The organism is Stenotrophomonas nitritireducens (assembly GCF_050984405.1).
Taxonomy (GTDB): domain Bacteria; phylum Pseudomonadota; class Gammaproteobacteria; order Xanthomonadales; family Xanthomonadaceae; genus Stenotrophomonas; species Stenotrophomonas nitritireducens_B.
In genome coordinates, this window is the sequence record NZ_CP158790.1 from 3,825,694 (window position 1) to 3,843,417 (window position 17,724).

12 protein-coding genes are annotated in these 17,724 nt (G+C 71.7%); 1 reads left to right on the forward strand and 11 read right to left on the reverse strand.

Annotation, left to right across the window (positions count from 1 at the left end):
• Nucleotides 1-87 precede the first annotated feature (87 nt).
• A complete protein-coding gene (locus tag ABTV91_RS17150; protein WP_433852515.1) occupies nt 88-1,404 on the forward strand; it encodes an NCS2 family permease in 1,317 nt (438 codons plus the stop codon).
• A gap of 39 nt (nt 1,405-1,443) precedes the next feature.
• Here the strand turns inward: ABTV91_RS17150 and ABTV91_RS17155 are convergent, their stop codons facing one another.
• From ABTV91_RS17155 to pncB, 11 genes are all read right to left on the reverse strand, one after another.
• Nucleotides 1,444-2,235: a DUF3667 domain-containing protein gene (locus ABTV91_RS17155; protein WP_433852516.1), complete on the reverse strand. Its 792-nt coding sequence runs from the start codon at nt 2,233-2,235 to the stop codon at nt 1,444-1,446.
• Nucleotides 2,236-2,380: 145 nt separating this feature from the next.
• Complete coding sequence (bcsZ, locus tag ABTV91_RS17160) at nt 2,381-3,514, reverse strand: cellulose synthase complex periplasmic endoglucanase BcsZ (RefSeq protein WP_433852517.1); 1,134 nt, start codon at nt 3,512-3,514, stop codon at nt 2,381-2,383.
• Nucleotides 3,498-7,070, reverse strand: coding sequence for a cellulose synthase complex outer membrane protein BcsC (gene bcsC / locus ABTV91_RS17165; RefSeq protein WP_433852518.1), 3,573 nt, complete (start codon nt 7,068-7,070; stop codon nt 3,498-3,500). The genes bcsZ and bcsC overlap by 17 nt, the downstream gene beginning before the upstream one ends.
• Complete coding sequence (bcsB, locus tag ABTV91_RS17170) at nt 7,070-9,418, reverse strand: cellulose biosynthesis cyclic di-GMP-binding regulatory protein BcsB (protein WP_433852519.1); 2,349 nt, start codon at nt 9,416-9,418, stop codon at nt 7,070-7,072. Before bcsB ends, bcsC begins: the two co-directional genes overlap by 1 nt.
• Nucleotides 9,415-12,033, reverse strand: a complete 2,619-nt coding sequence (bcsA, locus tag ABTV91_RS17175; protein ID WP_433852520.1) for a UDP-forming cellulose synthase catalytic subunit — start codon at nt 12,031-12,033, stop codon at nt 9,415-9,417. Before bcsA ends, bcsB begins: the two co-directional genes overlap by 4 nt.
• Nucleotides 12,030-12,785, reverse strand: coding sequence for a cellulose biosynthesis protein BcsQ (bcsQ, locus tag ABTV91_RS17180; protein WP_433852521.1), 756 nt, complete (start codon nt 12,783-12,785; stop codon nt 12,030-12,032). Before bcsQ ends, bcsA begins: the two co-directional genes overlap by 4 nt.
• A complete protein-coding gene (bcsR, locus tag ABTV91_RS17185) occupies nt 12,782-12,958 on the reverse strand; it encodes a cellulose biosynthesis protein BcsR (RefSeq protein WP_433852522.1) in 177 nt (58 codons plus the stop codon). The genes bcsQ and bcsR overlap by 4 nt, the downstream gene beginning before the upstream one ends.
• A complete protein-coding gene (gene bcsG, locus ABTV91_RS17190) occupies nt 12,958-14,592 on the reverse strand; it encodes a cellulose biosynthesis protein BcsG (protein ID WP_433852523.1) in 1,635 nt (544 codons plus the stop codon). The genes bcsR and bcsG overlap by 1 nt, the downstream gene beginning before the upstream one ends.
• A complete protein-coding gene (bcsF, locus tag ABTV91_RS17195) occupies nt 14,589-14,771 on the reverse strand; it encodes a cellulose biosynthesis protein BcsF (protein ID WP_433852524.1) in 183 nt (60 codons plus the stop codon). Before bcsF ends, bcsG begins: the two co-directional genes overlap by 4 nt.
• Nucleotides 14,768-16,294, reverse strand: a complete 1,527-nt coding sequence (locus tag ABTV91_RS17200; protein WP_433852525.1) for a BcsE family c-di-GMP-binding protein — start codon at nt 16,292-16,294, stop codon at nt 14,768-14,770. The genes bcsF and ABTV91_RS17200 overlap by 4 nt, the downstream gene beginning before the upstream one ends.
• 205 nt (nt 16,295-16,499) lie before the next feature.
• A complete protein-coding gene (gene pncB, locus ABTV91_RS17205; protein ID WP_433852526.1) occupies nt 16,500-17,678 on the reverse strand; it encodes a nicotinate phosphoribosyltransferase in 1,179 nt (392 codons plus the stop codon).
• Between the last annotated feature and the right edge of the window lie 46 nt (nt 17,679-17,724).

Consider the following 17,724-nt stretch of genomic DNA (forward strand, 5'->3'; position numbering starts at 1 on the left):
GGACTCCTTTCGCCCCTCATCCGCCCTTCGGGCACCTTCTCCCCATGGGAGAAGGGTTCCTCCCCCGGCATTTTCCAGATCCTTTCCATGTCCCTCCCCGACCGCCTGTTCAAGCTCCGCCAGCACGGCACCAGCGTCCGCACCGAGGTGCTGGCCGGGCTGACCACCTTCCTGACGATGTCCTACATCGTCTTCGTCAACCCGGACATCCTCGGCACCACCGGCATGGACCCGGGCGCGGTGTTCGTGGCCACCTGCCTGGCCGCGGCGATCGGCTCGACGGTGATGGCGCTGGCGGCGAACTTCCCGGTCGGCATGGCGCCGGGCATGGGCCTGAACGCCTTCTTCGCCTTCACCGTGGTCGGTTCGGCGGGGCTGCCGTGGCAGCAGGCGCTGGCGGCGGTGTTCATTTCCGGCCTCGTGTTCCTGGTGCTGTCGCTGAGCGGCATCCGCGCCTGGCTGGTGGCCGGCATCCCGGCGTCGCTGCGCTCGGCCATCGTCGCCGGCATCGGCCTGTTCCTGGCGATCATCGCGCTGCAGAAGTCCAACGTGATCGTCGCCAACGAGGACACGATGCTGGCGCTGGGGCCGCTGGACACCGTGCCGCCGCTGCTGGCGCTGGCCGGCTTCCTGCTGATCGCGGTGCTGGAGGCGCGGCGCGTGCGCGGCGCCATCCTGATCGGCATCCTCGCCGTCACCGCCGCCGGCTGGCTGGCCGGCGACGTGCAGTACCACGGACTGGTGTCGCTGCCGCCGAGCCTGGCGCCGACCTTCCTGCAGCTGGACCTGCCCGGCCTGCTGCACCACGACGGCGGCGCGCCGCTGGCGGTGCTGCTGCAGGTGGTGCTGGTGTTCGTGCTGGTCGAGGTGTTCGACGCCACCGGCACGCTGTACGGCGTGGTCGGCCGCGCCGGCCTGCTGGACCTGGCCGATGGCCGCAAGCGCTTCGGCCGCGCGCTGCTGGCCGACAGCAGCGCCATCGTCGCCGGCTCGCTGCTCGGTACCAGTTCCACCACCGCCTTCGCCGAGAGCGCCTCCGGCGTGCAGGCCGGCGGCCGCACCGGCCTGACCGCGCTGGTGGTCGCCGCGCTGTTCCTGGCCGCGCTGCTGTTCTCGCCGCTGGCGGCGATGGTGCCGGCCTATGCCACCGCGCCGGCGCTGCTGTTCGTCGCCGGGCTGATGCTGCGCGAGCTGGTCAACGTGGAATGGAGCGACCTGACCGAATCGGTGCCCGCCGCGCTTTGCGCGCTGGCGATGCCCTTCACCTACTCCATCGCCAATGGCCTGGCGTTCGGCTTCATCGCCTACGCCGCGCTCAAGGCCGGTACCGGACGCTGGCGCGAGGCGCGGCCGGCGCTGTGGCTGGTGGCGGGATTGTTCGTGCTGCGTTTCGCGCTGGAGTGAACCCGGGCCCCACCAGCCGCCGGCCGGCATTCCGGCACGTCAGGTCGCGAGCATCACCACGAAGACGGCGACGGCCACCGCCACCGAACTCAGCACCGAGAACACGCCGTAGCCCACCAAACTGCGCCAGATCGTCGGCCATGCCGGGCGCCCCTCGAAGAACTGCAGCAGCGAATACACCGCATAGGCCACCCCGGCAAGCCCCGCCCAGAACTGCGTGTGCGGGATCCAGCGGTGGAACGGAATCAGCACCATCCAGATGACGAACACCTGCACCGTCAGCAGCGCGGTCACGACCAGCCATTCGGGATAGTTCAACCGGCCGTAGCGGCCGAACACCAGCCGCAGCACCCACGCCTCGAGCGGCAGCAGCGCCAGCGTGAACGCGGCGAAATGCGCGTCGACCCACCCAGCGACGGTCTGGCTCGCAATGATGTAACGCGCCGCCGCGGCCGATGCCGTCAGGCCCGGCTCGAGGGACCCGGCCGCGCCCACCGGCGTGCCCGCGTCCATCAGCATGCCGCCGGCGAAGAAGCGGTTGAGCAGCACGACCGCCGCCGCGCTCACCATGATCAGCAGCAACGGCTTGACGTGGTTGCCGCGCCGCCCGTCGATGTAGTCGCGCATCAGCCTGCCGGGACGCAGCATCAGTTGCCTGAGCGAATACAGGATGCCGCGGTCCATGTGCAGCACGCTGTGCTCCAGCTCATGGCCGAGGAAATGCCAGTCGATGCGATGGGCCGGCGTGGGCTGGCCGCAGCCCGGGCAGAACTTCTGGCCGGGGCCGGCCACGGCAAGGGCGCAGTTGATGCAGTGGCTGTTGTCGTGCATCCCCATGCCTCGTCCCCTGGAAGGCAGGCATTCTAGAATGGCGCCGGCGGCGGCGACCATCGCCGGGCGCGGCGCCGCAGGAGGGTGCAGGGAACCGTGGACACGATGCCGCGCGCCTGGGCCCGCCCCGCCACTGACGCCGTGGTCAGCGCCAGCGCGGCTGCAGGCGGCCGTCGGCGGCGAAGCGGTAGCGCCCTTCCGCCCAGCCGTCGGCGAACAGGGTCAGCATCTGCGCGTAGTAGGCAGGCGCGTCGCTGCGCTGCTGCTCGTGCGTGGGCAGGCTGGACTGCAGCGCCTGCGCCAGCGTGCGCTCGCCCTGCGCCAGCAGGTACGGCACCAGCGCGGCGCGGAATCCGTAACCGCCCTCGCCTTCGCCCGCACCGCTGCGGGTGTCGATCTTTTCCCACATCGGCGCGCCGTCGCGCAGCCGCCGCAGCGGGCCCTGCAGCGCCTGCATCTGCGCGCGGAACAACGGATCGCGGGGCGAGAGCAGGCCCGCCCACAGATAGCAGCGGATCGCGTCGTAGCTGCCGGTCGCGCCCCTGACCGGATCGACGATGAAAGCGCCATCGCGCCACGCCGCCCAGTCCGGGGCGAACCCGTGCGGCGCGGTCTGCCGCAGCAGTTCCACGGTGTTGACGGCCAGCGCCGCCCACGGCCCCGCGCCATCGACCGCGGCGAAACGGCGCAGCAGCGGCAGCGGCAGGTAGCAGGGATTGACCCGGGTCGCGCCGTCCTCGACGAACCCGTGCGGGCCGGGCAGCAGCATCGGGCCGAGCCCGGGCAGATCGACGATCTCGGTGCGCCGCACCTGCGCCAGCATGTCCTGGCCGATGCGTTCCAGCGCGGGGCGGCGCCACAGGCGGCCGCCTTCGAGCAGGCCGTAGGCCAGCCACAGGTCCGAGTCCGAGGCCGGGTTGTCGTCCAGCACGCCCCAGCCGCCCTTGGCGTCGCGCCCCCACAGCCATGCCGGCAGGCGCTTGCCCATGTCGCCGTCGGCGAGGTTGTCCACCGTCCAGGCCAGGATGCGGTCGAACAGCGCCTGGTCGTTGTCGACCAGGGCGAAGAACAGCGCGTACGACTGGCCTTCCGAGGTCGAGCGCAGGTCGTCCTGGCTGCGGTCGATCATGCGCCCGTCCGCGCTCAGGCTGCTGTCGGCCAGCACCCGCCAGCGCGGCCAGCCGTCCGCCGCGCAGGCGGCCGGCAGTACGCCGAGCAGCGGCACGGCGGCCATCGCCTGCAGCAGCGCGCGGCGCGCGGGATCAGCGGAACTCGCCATACGGAGCCAATGGCGCGACCGGCAGCGGCAGGTTGCCCTGCCACGGTTTCAGGGTGTAGCGCAGGTAGAGCTGGAAGGTGTTCGGCGAATAGTCCTGGCTGCGCTGCAGGGTACCGGCGGCGCCGAGCACCAGGTGGTCGCCGAGCCGGCGCTCGACCGCCAGGTACAGGCGGTGGCCGGTACCGGTGCTGCTGGAGTCGGCGGTGTACAGGCCGGCCGGGTCCAGGGTGAGCGGGCCGTACAGCGGCTGCAGCTGTTCGATCACCCGCTCGATCAGCGACTGCTCGGGGAAGCGGCTGATCGACGCGGTGCGCGCGTTGGAAACGCTCAGCGAGGCGTCCACGCGCACCGACCAGTCGTCGTTGCGCCAGGCCAGGCTCACCGGCACGCTCAGCGAGGCGTAGCGCTGCGGGCTGTAGTAACCGCCCTGCCCCAGCGAATAGCCGCCCAGGTCGTGCGCGTAACGCCAGTACATGCCGGTCAGGCCGACGTCCAGGCGCAGGTCCGGGCGCTGGATCAGCTTGTGGTACCAGCCGGCCATGGCGCGCGCGCGGTCGTTGTCCATCACGTTGCGGCCGGTCAGGCGGTGCCAGCTCCAGTTCGACCAGATGCCGTTGCGGCCGCCTTCGTCGTAACCGAGGCTGAAGGTGACGCCGTTGGCGGTGACGCCGCCCCAGACGATGCCGCTGCGCGGGTCGATGGCGCCGGCCTGCGACAGCAGCGAGTTGGTCATGGGCCGCCGCGAGAGCGTGGCGCCCCAGCCGAGCCGGCCGAGGTCGCCGTTGACGGTGACGCCGCCGAGCCAGTTGCCGACCGCGTAACCGGCGGGCGTATGGCCGATGTCGAGGTTCCAGCGGTCGTCGAGCGTGCGCCAGCCCACCGCGAAGCCGGCGCCGGAGTTCATGCGCTGGCGCAGGCGGGTATCGCAGCCCGGTGCCTGCAGGGAGCTGCCGTCGGGGCGCAGCAGCGAAAGGTCGCAGCTGCCGAAGTCCTGGTCGTGGAAGCCGTTGGCGTCGGTTTCGAAACGGCGCGCGTCCAGCCGCACCTGTTCCAGCCGCGCCCAGCCCAGCCCGCCGGCGAACGGCGCGTCGAGGTGCACGATGCGGGTGTCGCGCGAGAGCTTCGAGATGCCCGGCGTGCCGTCGCTGCGCCGCCCCGAATCCTGCATCACGGTCAGCGTCGGGTTCTGCTGCTGGTACAGCGTTTCCACGTCGCTGCGCAGGCTGCGGCGCAGCCATTCGTCGCCGGCGGTCTCGCGGCTGGCGAAGGTGAGCGCGCGGTTGTCGCGCGGCTGCGCCTGCTGCGGCGCGATCAGCCCGTCTTCCTCCATCGCGCGGGCGTACATGTCCAGCGCCTGTTCCGGATCGCCGGCGCGCAGCAGTCGCGCGGCATCGCGCCACGCCTGCGGGTCCGGCCCGGTCTTGGCCGCCAGGATCCCGCGCAGGATCTCCAGGGCCTTGGCCTCGTCGTGCAGCCCCGACCAGATCGCGGCGAGCTGGCGCTGCTGGCCGACGTTGCCCGGCGCAACCACGGGCGGCGATTGCGCCATGCGCGCGCGCGCGCCGTCCAGGTCGCCGCTGTCGACCAGCACCTGCACGCTGCCCAGCTGCGCGTCGACGTTGTCCGGCTGCGCCTGCAGCACCTGCCCGTAAAGGCCCAGCGCCTGCGCGTGGTCGCCGCGCAGGCGCGCCCAGTCGGCCAGCGTCAGCTGGATGTCGGCGTCCTGCGGCAACTGCCGCAACAGCGCGATGGCCTCGTCCTCGCGCCCGGCCGCGCGCAGTTCCCAGGCACGCGCCGTGGCCTGCTGGCGCCGCAACCGCGCCGCCAGCGCGCGCATGTCGTCGTCCCACTGCGCCGCGGGCAGTTCGTCCAGCGCCGCCAGCGCCGGCCCGATGCGGTCCGAACCGGACAGGTACAGCGCCTGCGCGTAGCGCGATTCGGGGGTGTTGCCGGCCTTGCCGGCCATGTCCGCGATCACCGCGTCGGCCTCGTCGGCCGCGCCGCCGGCGCGCAGCGCGTTGGCCTGCGAATAGGCCAGCCACGGATCGCCCGGCTGTTCGCGGCGCAGCTCGCGGCCCAGCGCGATGGCGCTGGCCGTGTCGCCCGCGGCCAGCGCGCGCTCGCGCTGCTCGCGCAGCCGCGCCAGGCGCAGGTTGCGCAGTTCGTCGGCGTAGAGCGCGCGCTGCGCCGCCGGCAGGCTGGCGACATAGGTTTCCAGCTGGGACGGATCGGTGCGCCCGTAGAACTGCACCAGCTTGCGGATCACGTTGGCGTCGTTCGGCGCGATGCGCCGCGCGGCCTGCAGCTCGCGGCCGGCCGCGGCGTCGTCGCCGCGCGCCACCGCCACGTCCACCAGCCCGAGCTGCGCGTTGATCTCACGCGGCTGCTGGCGGCGCGCCTGCGCGTACAGCGACTGCGCGCGGTCCAGGTCGCCGGCCTCCAGCGCCGCGTCGGCCTGTTCGATGACCAGCCAGTAGCGGGTGCTGGCGATCAGGTCGCGCCACTTGTCGCTGTTGCTGGTGTCGGCCTGCAGCTGCACGGCCTTCTGGAACTGTTCCAGCGCCTGCGCGCGCTGGCCCTGGCGCATCAGTGCCAGGCCCAGCCCGCCCTGGAAGTCGGCCTCGGCCGGGAAACCGCGCAGCGCCTGGCGGAAGGCGGCTTCCGCTTCGGCGTTGCGGCCGGCGTCGAGCAGCTGCGTGGCGCGCAGGCCGGCGCGCCAGGCCGGGTTGCCCACGCGCCTGCGCTGTTCCTCCAGCAGCTTGCGCGCATCGTCAAGATGCACCCAGCCCGGATAACGGGTGAGGAAGGACTGCAGCCGCCGCACGTTCGCCGCGTCGGCCTGGCGCGAGGACAGGTAATCCCATTCCGCGTCGGCGGCGTAGGTGCGCGCCTCCGGGTTGTTGCCCATGCGCTGCAGCGCCGCCAGCGCCTCGCCGTCGCGGCCGCTGGCGAACAGGAACTGCGCCAGGGTCTGCAGCAGCACGGTGTTGCCGGGGTAGTCGTTGTCCAGCGCGGTGAGCCGGCGGATCGCCAGCGCCCGCCCGGAGGGTTCGCCGCCGCGCAGCCGCCAGTACTCCAGGCCCAGCTGCATGCCCGGCGGGTCGTCCTTGAACAGGCGGCGGTAGATCGCCAGGGCCTCGGCGTTGCGGCCGCCGGTGGCGAGCATGCGCGCCTGCTGCAGGTCGGCCTGCAGGTCGCCGCGGTAGGCGGCCCACAGCCGCTCGCCGGCGACCAGTTCGCGCGTGCCCGCGCCGACCTCGCGCAGGCGCCGCAGGGTATCGGTGGCGTCGTCGATCTTCTGTTGCGACAGCTGCACTTCCAGGATCGCCACCATCGTGGTGCGGTCGTCCGGCGCCAGCAGCCGCAGCCGCGCCAGCGCATCCTCGATCAGCCGCTGGCGGCCGGTGGCCTCGCCGATGCGCACCTGCTGCAGCAGCCACAGCCGCTGCGCGGCGATGCTGCCGGCCGGCGTCGGCGGCAGCTCCTGCGCCACGGCCTGGCCGATCCCGGCCAGGCCGACCAGCAGCGCAACCGACAGGGGAAGACGACGGGGCATCAGTGCTCCGCCGTTTCCAGCCGGCGTCGCGACACCCAGCGCAGCGCGCGCCACAGCAGGAACGCGAACATCAGCACGGCCACCGTGGCCAGCACCGCCAGCAGCACCGGGTGGTCGGCCAGGTGGTACCAGAGCAGCAGCCACCACGGCAGCGACCCGACGTAGTAGTGCTCGCCGACGAACTGGCTGTGGATGCCGGAACTGCGCAGGATCGACACCGAGCCGGCGATCGCCTCGCGCTTGCCGATGTCGCTCAACGCCTCGTCCAGCAGCGCGTAGTCCGCGTCCTTGCTGGCCGCCAGCGAGACGATGCTGCGCTGGGCGTGGTGCGGCGACTGCAGGCCGATGATGGCGGCGAACGGCGCATCGGCGGTGACCCCGACGCGGTTGACCGCCGCGTCGCTGCCGGTGCTGCCCAGGCGCGCTTCGATCACCGCTTCCTGCGGCGAGTTGGCCCGGCCGTTGCGCAGCGTGGTGCGCTGGTTGTCGATCATCAGCGATAGCTTGTCGCTGCCGCGCAGTTCCTGCGGCAGGTCGCCGAGCATCAGCACGTCGGCGTCCAGGCGCGCGGCCTGCTTCCAGTCCTCGCTCACGCGCAGGCCGTAAGCCGGGTAGCCGCTCTGCACGCCGAGGCCGCCGATCAGGTTCAGCAGCAGGCCGACCTGCGCCTCGTTGGCGCGCGGCGGCATCATCACCACGGTCTCGGACAGGTCGGCCATGCGCGTGAACGGGAAGCCGCTCAGCGCGAACGCGGACAGGTCCGGCAGGCCCATGTAGTGGTGGAAGCCGGAGAAGTCGATCGTCGAATCCTCCTCGATCGCCGCCTGCAGGTTGGGCGGCAGCACGGTCTGGCAGTGGTCGCGCTGGGCGCTGCCCATGACGCTGGCGAAGTTGAATTCGAAGCGCAGCTGGTTGCGGTCGCCGATCTTCAGCGCCGGGATCAGCAGCTTGCCGTCGCCGGTGCCGGCATCGCCGCTGAGCACCGGCAGGCGGATTTCCTCCAGGCCCTGCTTGCCGGAACGGCGGATCAGCGGGAAGCTGGAAATGAACTGGTCGTTGATGCCCACGCTCAGGCGCGATTCGTCGCTGCTGAACGGCGGCGTGTAGCGGTAGCGCAGGTTGAGCGGGATGCCCTGGTTGCGCCAGATGAACAGGTCCGGCGGCAGGTTGAGGTTGAGCACGATCGGCTGCGGCGCGATGCCGCTGGCGCGCAGCTGCTGCGGATAGTCGAGCAGTTCGGCGAAGCGCACGGCGCGGTCGGTGCGCACCCAGTTCGGCGCGTCGTAGGGCTTGCGCGGCGCCAGCGGCTTGACCTCGTCCACCTGCACGCGGGTGCCGCGGAACAGCACGTTGCCGGCGGCGATGGCCGACACCGCGGTCTGCAGGTCCTCGTCGTTGCGGCCCAGCACCAGCAGCAGCTTGCGCTGCGGGTCTTCGGGCAGCGACATCAGCTCGATCACCGGCCCCTGCACCGGCGCATGCTTGCCGATCACCGACGGGAACCTGCCGTTGACCGCCATCACCACCGCATGGCCCTGCGCCGGCAGCCGGTCGAAGCTGACCGGGAACCGCGCCTGCCGCCACCAGCCGGCCATGCTGCCGAAGTACGACGCCATCAGCGCGGCCGCGCGCTGCTGCGCCACCGTCGGCGAGCCGGCGAACACCACCGGCAGTTCCAGCCGCGCGCTGTCGCGCGGGTCGAAGAACGGCAGCGGGAAGTTGGCCAGGTCGTCCTGCATCGCCAGCGGCTGGCCGCCCAGGCGCAGGGTGGTGTTGCTGGACAGGTTGACCCACAGCGAGCTGTGCGTCGGCTCTTCGCAGATGTCGGTGTAGTGGCCGACGAACTCCAGCCGGATCTGGTTGAAGTCGGCGATCAGGCGCGCGTCCAGCGGCACCTTGGCCTGCACCGGCCGGCCGAGCTGGTCGTTGCCGATCGGCACCACGTCCATCAGCGCGTCATTGAGGTAGACGCGCAGGTGCGAGAGCGTGGGCAGCAGCGACGGCGACGGGGTGAAGCTCAGGTCGAGCTCGGCCTCGCGCGCCAGCCGGTCGCGCCGGACCTGGAACTCGAACGTGGTGGTGTTGCGGATGCCCGACAGCAGCGTGTCCTGGCGGCGGCCCAGCTGCGCCAGGGTGCTGGCGCGCTGCCAGGGCCAGGCGGCGCCGGACCACACGGCCGCCGGCGTCGCCGCCGGTGTCGCGGGCGCGGGGGCGACGGCGCCCTGGGCGGGCGTCGCGTCGGGCGTCGGGGCGGCGGCCGGAGCCGCCTGCGGCGCGCTCGAACCATTGGCGACGGGCAGTGCCAACAGCGGCAGCAGCAGCCAGCGCAGTGAAGAGGAGATGCTCATGGACGAAGCCCCGGGTCAGCGGCTGGGTCAGCCGGGTAGGAAGGAAACGGACGTTGCGGCGCGAAACTGGCCAGCCAGCGCAGGGCGCGGCGGCTCCAGTGCATCGGCCGGTCGAGATCGATGGGCGCGAAATCGCCGATGCGGCGGTAGCCCCGCCAGCCCAGCGTCAGCACGCTCCACAGGCTGCGCGGCAGGCTCATCGGCTGGTAGCCGGCGTGCCAGTCCAGCCAGGCGTCGGCGCGGGCGAAGGTGCACTGCACGAACTCCACGCGCTGCGCCTCGTTCTCGAAGCGCAGCAGCAGGCCCAGGCGCGCGCCCACGCTGCGCTGGACAACGGCGGCGAACGCGAACTCGCGGCGGCCGCGGCCGAGCAGCAGGGTGACCGGCGTGCCGGGCGCCAGTTCCGGCGCCTGCGCCAGCTCCAGGCCGACGCCGTCGTTGGAATAGTCGTGCATGACCCCGCGCAGGGTGCGGCCGTCGGGCAGGCGCAGCGCCATCGGCAGGCGCTGGGTGACGCGGTGGGTGCGGCGCACCTGCTGCACCTCGGCGGCCACGGCCAGCGCGCCGCCGACGATGAGCAGGTTGTAGAGCACCCACAGCGAACTGACGATCACCGTGCCGCGCTCGTCGGCCGGGCCGTGCAGGAAACGCCACACCGCGAACACCAGCCCGGCGACGTTGAGCAGCGCCAGCACCAGATAGGGCTGGGCGACCTTCCAGTCGAAGCGGTCGCCGGCCTGGGTGCCGCCCTTCTCGGTGACGTTGAACTTGCCCTTGGTCGGGCTGAACAGCGCCACCGTGGTCGGCCGCGCGATGTACCAGGCCAGCACGGTCTCGTAGACCTCGCCCCAGAACGGGCGGCGCCACTGTCCCTGGATGCGCGAGTTGGTCAGGTTGGCGTGCGCCATGTGCGGCAGCACGAACAGCAGGATCGCCACCGCCGGCGCATAGATGATGTAGACGTGCAACAGCAGGAACGCCAGCGGCGCGGTCAGGAACACCAGCCGCGGGATGCCGGCCAGGAAGTGCAGCATCGCGTTGGCGTAGCAGAAGCGCTGGAACAGGTTCAGGCCCTTGCCCAGCAGCGGGTTGTCGATGCGGAAGATCTGCACCATGCCGCGCGCCCAGCGGATGCGCTGGTTGACGTGCGCGCCGAGGCTGTCGGTGGCCAGGCCGGCGGCCTGCGGGATGCGCAGGTAGGCCGAGTTCCAGCCGTTGCGGTGCAGGCGCAGCGCGGTGTGCGCGTCCTCGGTGACGGTCTCGGTGGCGAAGCCGCCGATGTCGTCGATGGCCGCGCGCCGCAGCACCGCGCACGAGCCGCAGAAGAAGGCCGCGTTCCACAGGTCGTTGCCGTCCTGCACCAGGCCGTAGAACAGCTCGCCCTCGTTGGGGTCGCGGCGGAACACGCGCAGGTTGCGCTCGAACGGATCGGGCGAGAAGAAGTGGTGCGGGGTCTGCACCAGCGCCAGCTTCGCATCGCGCAGGAACCAGCCGCAGGTGATCTGCAGGAACGAGCGCACCGGCAGGTGGTCGCAGTCGAAGATCGCCACCAGCTCGCCGTCGAGCTGGGCCAGCGCGTGGTTGAGGTTGCCGGCCTTGGCGTGGCGGTTGTCGCTGCGGGTGATGTAGTTGACCCCGGCCTGCGCGGCGAATTCGCGGAATTCGGGGCGCCTGCCGTCGTCGAGCAGGTGGATGCGCAGCTTGTCCGCCGGCCAGTCCAGGCCCAGCGCGGCATGCACCGTGTGCCGCACCAGCGACAGTTCCTCGTTGTAGGTCGGGATCAGCACGTCCACCGTCGGCCACTGCCGCGGATCGGCCGGCAGCGCCGACGGCTTGCGCTGCAGCGGCCACGCCACCTGCACGTAGCCCAGCATCAGCACCAGCCACGAATAGGTCTCCGCCGCCAGCAGGACGATGCCGCAGGCCAGGTCGAAGTTGTTGTTCCAGTTGAGCGTGGCGGTATAGCGCCACCACAGGTAGCGGCAGGAAACGGTGATCGACAGCACCACCAGGATCAGGGTGGCGTAGCGCCCGGGCACGCGCCGCACCAGCAGGGCGATGCCCCACAGCAGCAGCACGAATACGAACTGCGCGAAATAGCTGAACGGCTGGGTGATGCACAGCAGCGCCAGCGCCAGCGTCGCCAGCCCGGCGACGATCGTCAGCCCGCGCCGCGCGCGCGGCGACAGCCCGGTCAGGAAGCCGCGCGCGCGCTGCCAGGCCGCGCTGTTCCAGACCAGCTGCGGCAGCCGGCGCATGGCGTCCAGGTAGCGGCGCCAGCCGCGGTCGGCGGCGCCGCGCAGGCCGGCGACATGGCGGCGGCGCGCTTCGGCCAGGCGGTGGCGGCGGCTGGAGGTGCGCGGGGTGATGCGGACCAGCATCAGCCAGCCGGCCTGGATCAGCATGCGCAGCGGATCGCCGAACCGCCAGCGGCGGTAGGGCTGCAGCTGCGGGAAGGCGTCGGGAAGGCGCGGCGCAATGGACTGCCAGGCCGGTCCTTCCAGCCGGAACAGCGCCCAGCCCATCGCCTGCAGCAGCCAGAGCAGCCACAGCGTCGGCAGCGGCGCCCGCGCCGTCTCGCGCAGTTGCGGCCAGCGGAGATAGTGCAGGGTCATGGCGACCGCCCTTCGCGCGCGCGCAGCCGGCCGCGCTCGGCCAGGCACCACACCGCCAGGCTGGCGACGTCGGCCGCCGCCTGCGAGCCGTCGGCGTCGGCGCCCAGGGGCAGCTTGCGGGCCAGCGCGGCGGACACGCTCGCGTCCTCGTGCAGCGGCTGCGGCACCAGGCGCGGGCCGCCGTCGATCCACAGCTGCATCAGGTCGCGCTGCACCGCCAGCGCCGGGTCGTAGCGGTTGCACAGCACGCGCCGGGTGTCGTCCGCGCGCCGCTGCAGCAGCACGTGGCAGCCCGGGTCGACCGTCGCCAGCCGCAGCGGCAGCGCGCAGCCGGCGTGCTGGTTGACCGCCGCCACGTGCGCGTCGAGCCGCTGCGGCAGGTCGAACAGGATCCAGTCGAACTGCGCGGCGAGCAGCGGCAGGCGCTCGGCCCAGAACCGCGGCGACTGCCGCAGCCGGTCCTCGACGGCGGCCACGTCGGCCTCGCTGGCCAGCCCGTACGGCAGCAGCGCCAGCCCGGGCAGGGTCCCGAACGCGGCATCGCGCCAGTCCTGGCCGTCCAGCCACGCGCGCGCCCAGCCGCGGCGCTCGTCGGCCGGCAGGCCCAGGTGCAGGCCGAGCAGGTGGTCGGGATTGCACTCGACCAGCAGCACCCGCTCGCCCTGCGCATGCAGCGCCCGGCCGAGCGCGGCCACCATCGTCGTCACGCCGACGCCGCCACGCACGCCATGCAGGGACAGGGTCGTGTTCATTGCCGCGGCTCCCCGGCCAGTTCGGCGAACAGCGGCCAGCGCGCGAGCGCCTGCGCGCGGGCGCGCTGGGCCGAGAAATCCACGTAGGACAGCCCGGGCATGTGCAGGTGTTCGCGCAGGACGTCGATGTCGTCCGCTTCCGAAGTCAGGCCCGCGTTCGCTTCGCTCGCCATCACGGCTTGTCCTCCGGGTAGGGCGTCCACGCCTGGCTGCCCTTGAGCTGCAGCCACGGCTTGCCGTCGTAGTCGATCACCTTGGCGCCTTCGTTCTCCGAAACCGATGGCGTCACCGGCAGGTCCTGCAGCAGGCCGTCCCAGTTGCGGCCGTCGGCCGGCGCCTGGGCGTTGAGCGCGTAGATCCGCGCCACCAGCTCGGAAATGGCCAGGTAGCTGCTCGGCGTGGTCACGTGGCGCGGGCCGGCGGCGGCCGGGATGCCCATGCCGACCAGCTTCACGCCGACCGGGACGTGGGTGATGGACGGGCTGGGAATCTCGCGCATGCCCGGGATCTGCATGCGGTCGCCATGCAGGGCGGCGCCGTGTTCGGGCACCACCACGACGACGGCGCGGCGGCCGTTCTTCTCCAGCGCGTCGATGAAGCCGTCCAGGTCGCCCAGCACCATCTGCGCGCGCGCCTTGTAGTCGCTGGCCATCGCGCGGCCGTCGGCGCCGACGATGCGGTTGCCGTCATGCAGCGAGATCGTGTTGTAGAACAGCGCGACCTGGCCGGTGGACTCGGCCTGGCGACGCTGCAGCCAGCCCTTGAGCACGTCGCTGTCGCGGCGCAGCGGCGACTTGTCGAAGGCGATCAGCGCGCGCGGGTAGTTCTCGATCGGCAGCGCCGTGGCGGCCAGGCCGCCGTACTTGGTGAGGTCGCCGATGAAGTCGTCGAAGTGGCCGTCGTGGTTCATCGCCAGCTCGTTCTGGAACCCCAGCGCCTGCAGGTTGGAGAACAGCTGGCACTGCGCCGGCACCGGATCGAACAGCGCGGTGTGCGAGGTCTGGCCGCAGCTGGCGCGCAGCAGGCGGATCGCCGCCGGGCCGCTGTAGGAGGTGGCCGAGTTGAAATCGTCGAACACCACGTCCATGCCGTCGAACAGCGGGTTGTGGCGCAGGCCGACCTCGTCCAGGTCGCTCCAGGCCAGCGAGCAGATGTTGAGGATGATCACGTCGAACGGCGTGCCGCCCTGGGCCGGCGGGAACGCGGTCTTCAGCCCGGCCTGCTGCTGGTAGAAGCCGGCCAGGTAGGTGTTGAGGGTGTCGTTGCTGGCCGGGCCGCCGCGCGCGGCCGCGCCGGCAGCACCGCCGCCCTGCGCCGCCTTCGCGTCGCCGCCGCCGGCGAACTGCAGGCCGGCCGGCAGCGGCAGCGCCATCAGCGCCATGCCCAGCATTCCCAGCACGCTGAGCGTGGTGACGCGCAGCCACGGCTTGAGCAGCCAGTAGCCGCAGACCAGCAGCGCCAGCAGCGTGACCATCTGCCAGTTGATGAAGCGGCCCAGCAGTTCCAGCCAGTACGAGGCGGAGAAATCCAGCACGCCCGGCTGCGCCAGCAGGCGCTCGAACGGCGGCCACCAGGTGTCCTGGTAGTACAGCGCCACCGCCACCGGGATCGCCACCACGGTGCGCGCGATGCGCGCCCGCCGCCACGGCAGCGGCACCAGCAGCGCGGCCAGCAGCAGCAGGTTGGGCAGGACGTGCAGGTCGAGCGCGCCCATCCAGGTGAGGATCACCTTGGACAGGAAGTACAGGTTCCAGCCGCGCAGGTCGGGCCAGGCCTGCGGCGGATTCGGGAGCGTGCGGGTGCTCATGCGTGTCCCCGCGGCCCGGCCTGGCGGCGGCGTTCGCCCACCCGCTTGAGGTAGCGCGGCGGCAGGCTGCGCTGCAGGCGCGCGCGCAGCGCGCGGCCGATCGTCCCCAGCATCACGCCGAGGGGAATCATCAGTACCGCGCATGCAGCCACCAGGGTCCATACCTGCTGGTCGTTCATCGTTCGCTCCCCAGGCGGATCGGTTGCGGCGCCGCCCATCCGGATGCCTGCGCCACGGGCGCCGCCACCGGCGCCTGCTGTTGCGGCGGCGGCGCGGTGCCGGCATCGACCGCGTTCATCGCGGCCACGTCGTGCCCGGCCAGGCGCTCGTAGCCATCGAACATCTCCCGCCACGGCAGGCGGAACAGGTTGCCCAGCGCGCGCTCGACGCCGTCGCCGCGGCAGGCGAACAGGAACAGCCAGACCTGGCCGGCGTGCATGCAGACGAAATCGCCGCGGCGGCGCATGTGCAGCTGCTGCAGGGCCTGCACCGGGCTCAGCCCGGCCACCGGCTGCAGCACCAGCACCGCGCTTTCCACCACGCCGTCGCCCTGGTCGAGCAGCTCGCCGGCCATCTGCTTGAACTGCATGGGCGTGACCACGCCGCCGATGTCCGGCGGCCGGTGCAGGCGGATCAGCCGTTCCGGATCCTCCGGCAGCCGTCCCTGCCAGACCTGGCCCTGGATCGTCTCCAGCAGCGTCAGGAACCGCGCCAGCGGCAGGCTGGCCGGCACCACCAGGCTGGCGCCGGACTGCAGCAGCAGGCGCTCGTCGGCGTAGCGCAGGCAGGGCTGCATCTCGCGCACCACCAGCTTCAGGCCGTTGCCGCGCTCGCTGCGCAGGCGGAAGACGATGCGGGTCAGCGCGTCGACGTCGGCGTTCTCGTCGATCGCCAGCACGACCGTGGCCGCCTGCGCCTGCAGGGCGCCGGCCGTCAGCGCCGACCAGTTCTCGAACAGGCGCCAGGCCGGCGAGAACGGCGGCGCGCCTTCCAGCGCCTCGGCCTGGGCCAGGTAGATGAAACGGTCGCCGCCTTCCTGCGCCAGCACCGAGGCCATCAGGTCGTCGCCGTCGGCGATCACGCCCAGGCGGAAGCCGCGCCATTCGGCCTCGAAGTCGCGGTGCGCGACCACGCCCTCGGCGTTGCTCCAGTAATGCACCAGGTACTGCAGGGCGCCACGGTGCGGGTACAGCTGGGCGACGCCGCTGCACAGCCGGTTGAGCGGCAGCAGGCGCGGGGCCAGGGTCGCCACCTCGCCATGGCACAGCAGCAGCAGGTAATGGTTGCCGGCGCTCGCCCAGTCGTGCAGCTGCCTGCACCAGCGGGCCAGGCGCGCGCCTTCCAGCGACTCCAGCACCGCGGCCGGCAGCTGCACCACGCACAGGGTGTCGCGCGCGGCGGCGCTGCGCGCCAGGTCGACGGGCAGTCCGCGCACCGCCGGCAGCATGTCCGCCACGGCCACCTCGTGCAGGCGCGTGCGCGCCGGCCCCTCCCCGGCCGCCAGCGGCGCGACCATCGAGGCGGGCGACCGGCCCAGCGCGGCGACCACGGCCAGCGGCACATCGGCGGAGCCGGCCAGGACGCCGGCGGCAATCAGGTCGGCGTGCCCGGCATCGGCGCAGGCAACCCAATACACCCCACCCGCGCGCAGGCGGGTGAGCTCGTACGGCAAGCCGTCGATGGCAAGTGAAATGGTCTTCAACGTTCTGTCCCTGTCAGCGTGCGCGGGTCGCACACGGCTGGCTCCGTCCCTCTCCCCACACAGGAATCCGCGACGAGCGTCACATTTGTAGCGCCGGTCGGCCCGCCATATCAATATCACTTGCTCACCACGACGCTGCCATACCCCGCTTCCACGCCGCGTGTAGAACCACGCATTCATTTTTCCGAAATGAATGCGCCCCCGCTCAGCCGGCCGGCGGCAGCCCGAACACCTGCCTCAGGTAGGACAGGTAGCCCGGATCGTCGCACATGCTCTTGCCCGGCGAATCGCTGAGCTTGGCCACCGGTTGTCCATTGCAGCGCACCATCTTGATGACGATGTTCAGCGGCGTCGGCCCCAGGTCATTGGTCAGGTGGGTGCCCACGCCGAAGGCGACCTGGCAGCGGCCGCGGAAATAATCGTACAGGCGCATCACCTTCTCGATGTTCAGGCCGTCGCTGAACACCAGGATCTTGCTGGAAGGCTCGGCGCGGTTGGCCTTGAAGTGCGCCAGCATGCGGTCGCCCCACGCGAACGGGTCGCCGGAGTCGTGGCGCACGCCGTCGAACAGCTTGCAGAAATACATGTCGAAGTCGCGCAGGAAGGCGTCCAGCCCGACCACGTCGGACAGCGCGATGCCGAGGTCGCCGCGGTACTCGCGCGCCCACGATTCGAGCGCGGCCACCTGCGAATCGCGCAGGCGCGGCCCCAGCGCCTGGAAGGCCTGCAGGTATTCGTGCGCCATGGTGCCGTGCGGGGTCATCGCGTACAGGCGCGCGAAGTGCACGTTGCTGGTGCCGACGAACTGCGCGCCGAGCGCGTCGCGCAGCAGCGGCAGCATGTGCGCGTGCCAGTCGCGCGAGTAGCGGCGGCGGCTGCCGTAATCGGCGATGCGGCAGTCGCCGAAACCCGGGGTGTCGCGCAGCAGCGCGGTCTTGGCGCGCAGGCGGCGTTCGCCCTCGGCGAAGTCCGGCGTGCTGGTGTTGCGGAACCAGACCTCGTTGATGATCGCCAGCAGCGGCACCTCGAACAGGATGGTGTGCAGCCACGGGCCGGTGATGTCCAGTTCGATCTCGCCCGGCACGGTGGCCGAGGCGCGCAGGTCGATGTACTTGCGGTCCAGGTGGAACAGACCGAGGAAATCGGCGAAGTCCGGCTTCACGAAACGGAGCCCGCGCATGTAGTCCAGTTCGTCCGCGGTGAAACGCAGGCTGCACAGGTGATCGATCTCGGCGCTGATCTGGTCGATGAAGCGGGCCAGGTTGATGCCCGGCGTGCGGCACTTGAAGCGGTACTGCACGATGGCCCCGGGGTGCTGGTGCAGCACCGCCTGCATCATCGTGAATTTGTAGAGGTCGGTATCGAGCAGGGACTGGATGATCATGGAGCGCATTATGCGCCGCCGTTCCGTCAGGGCCAGCGGCCTGCCG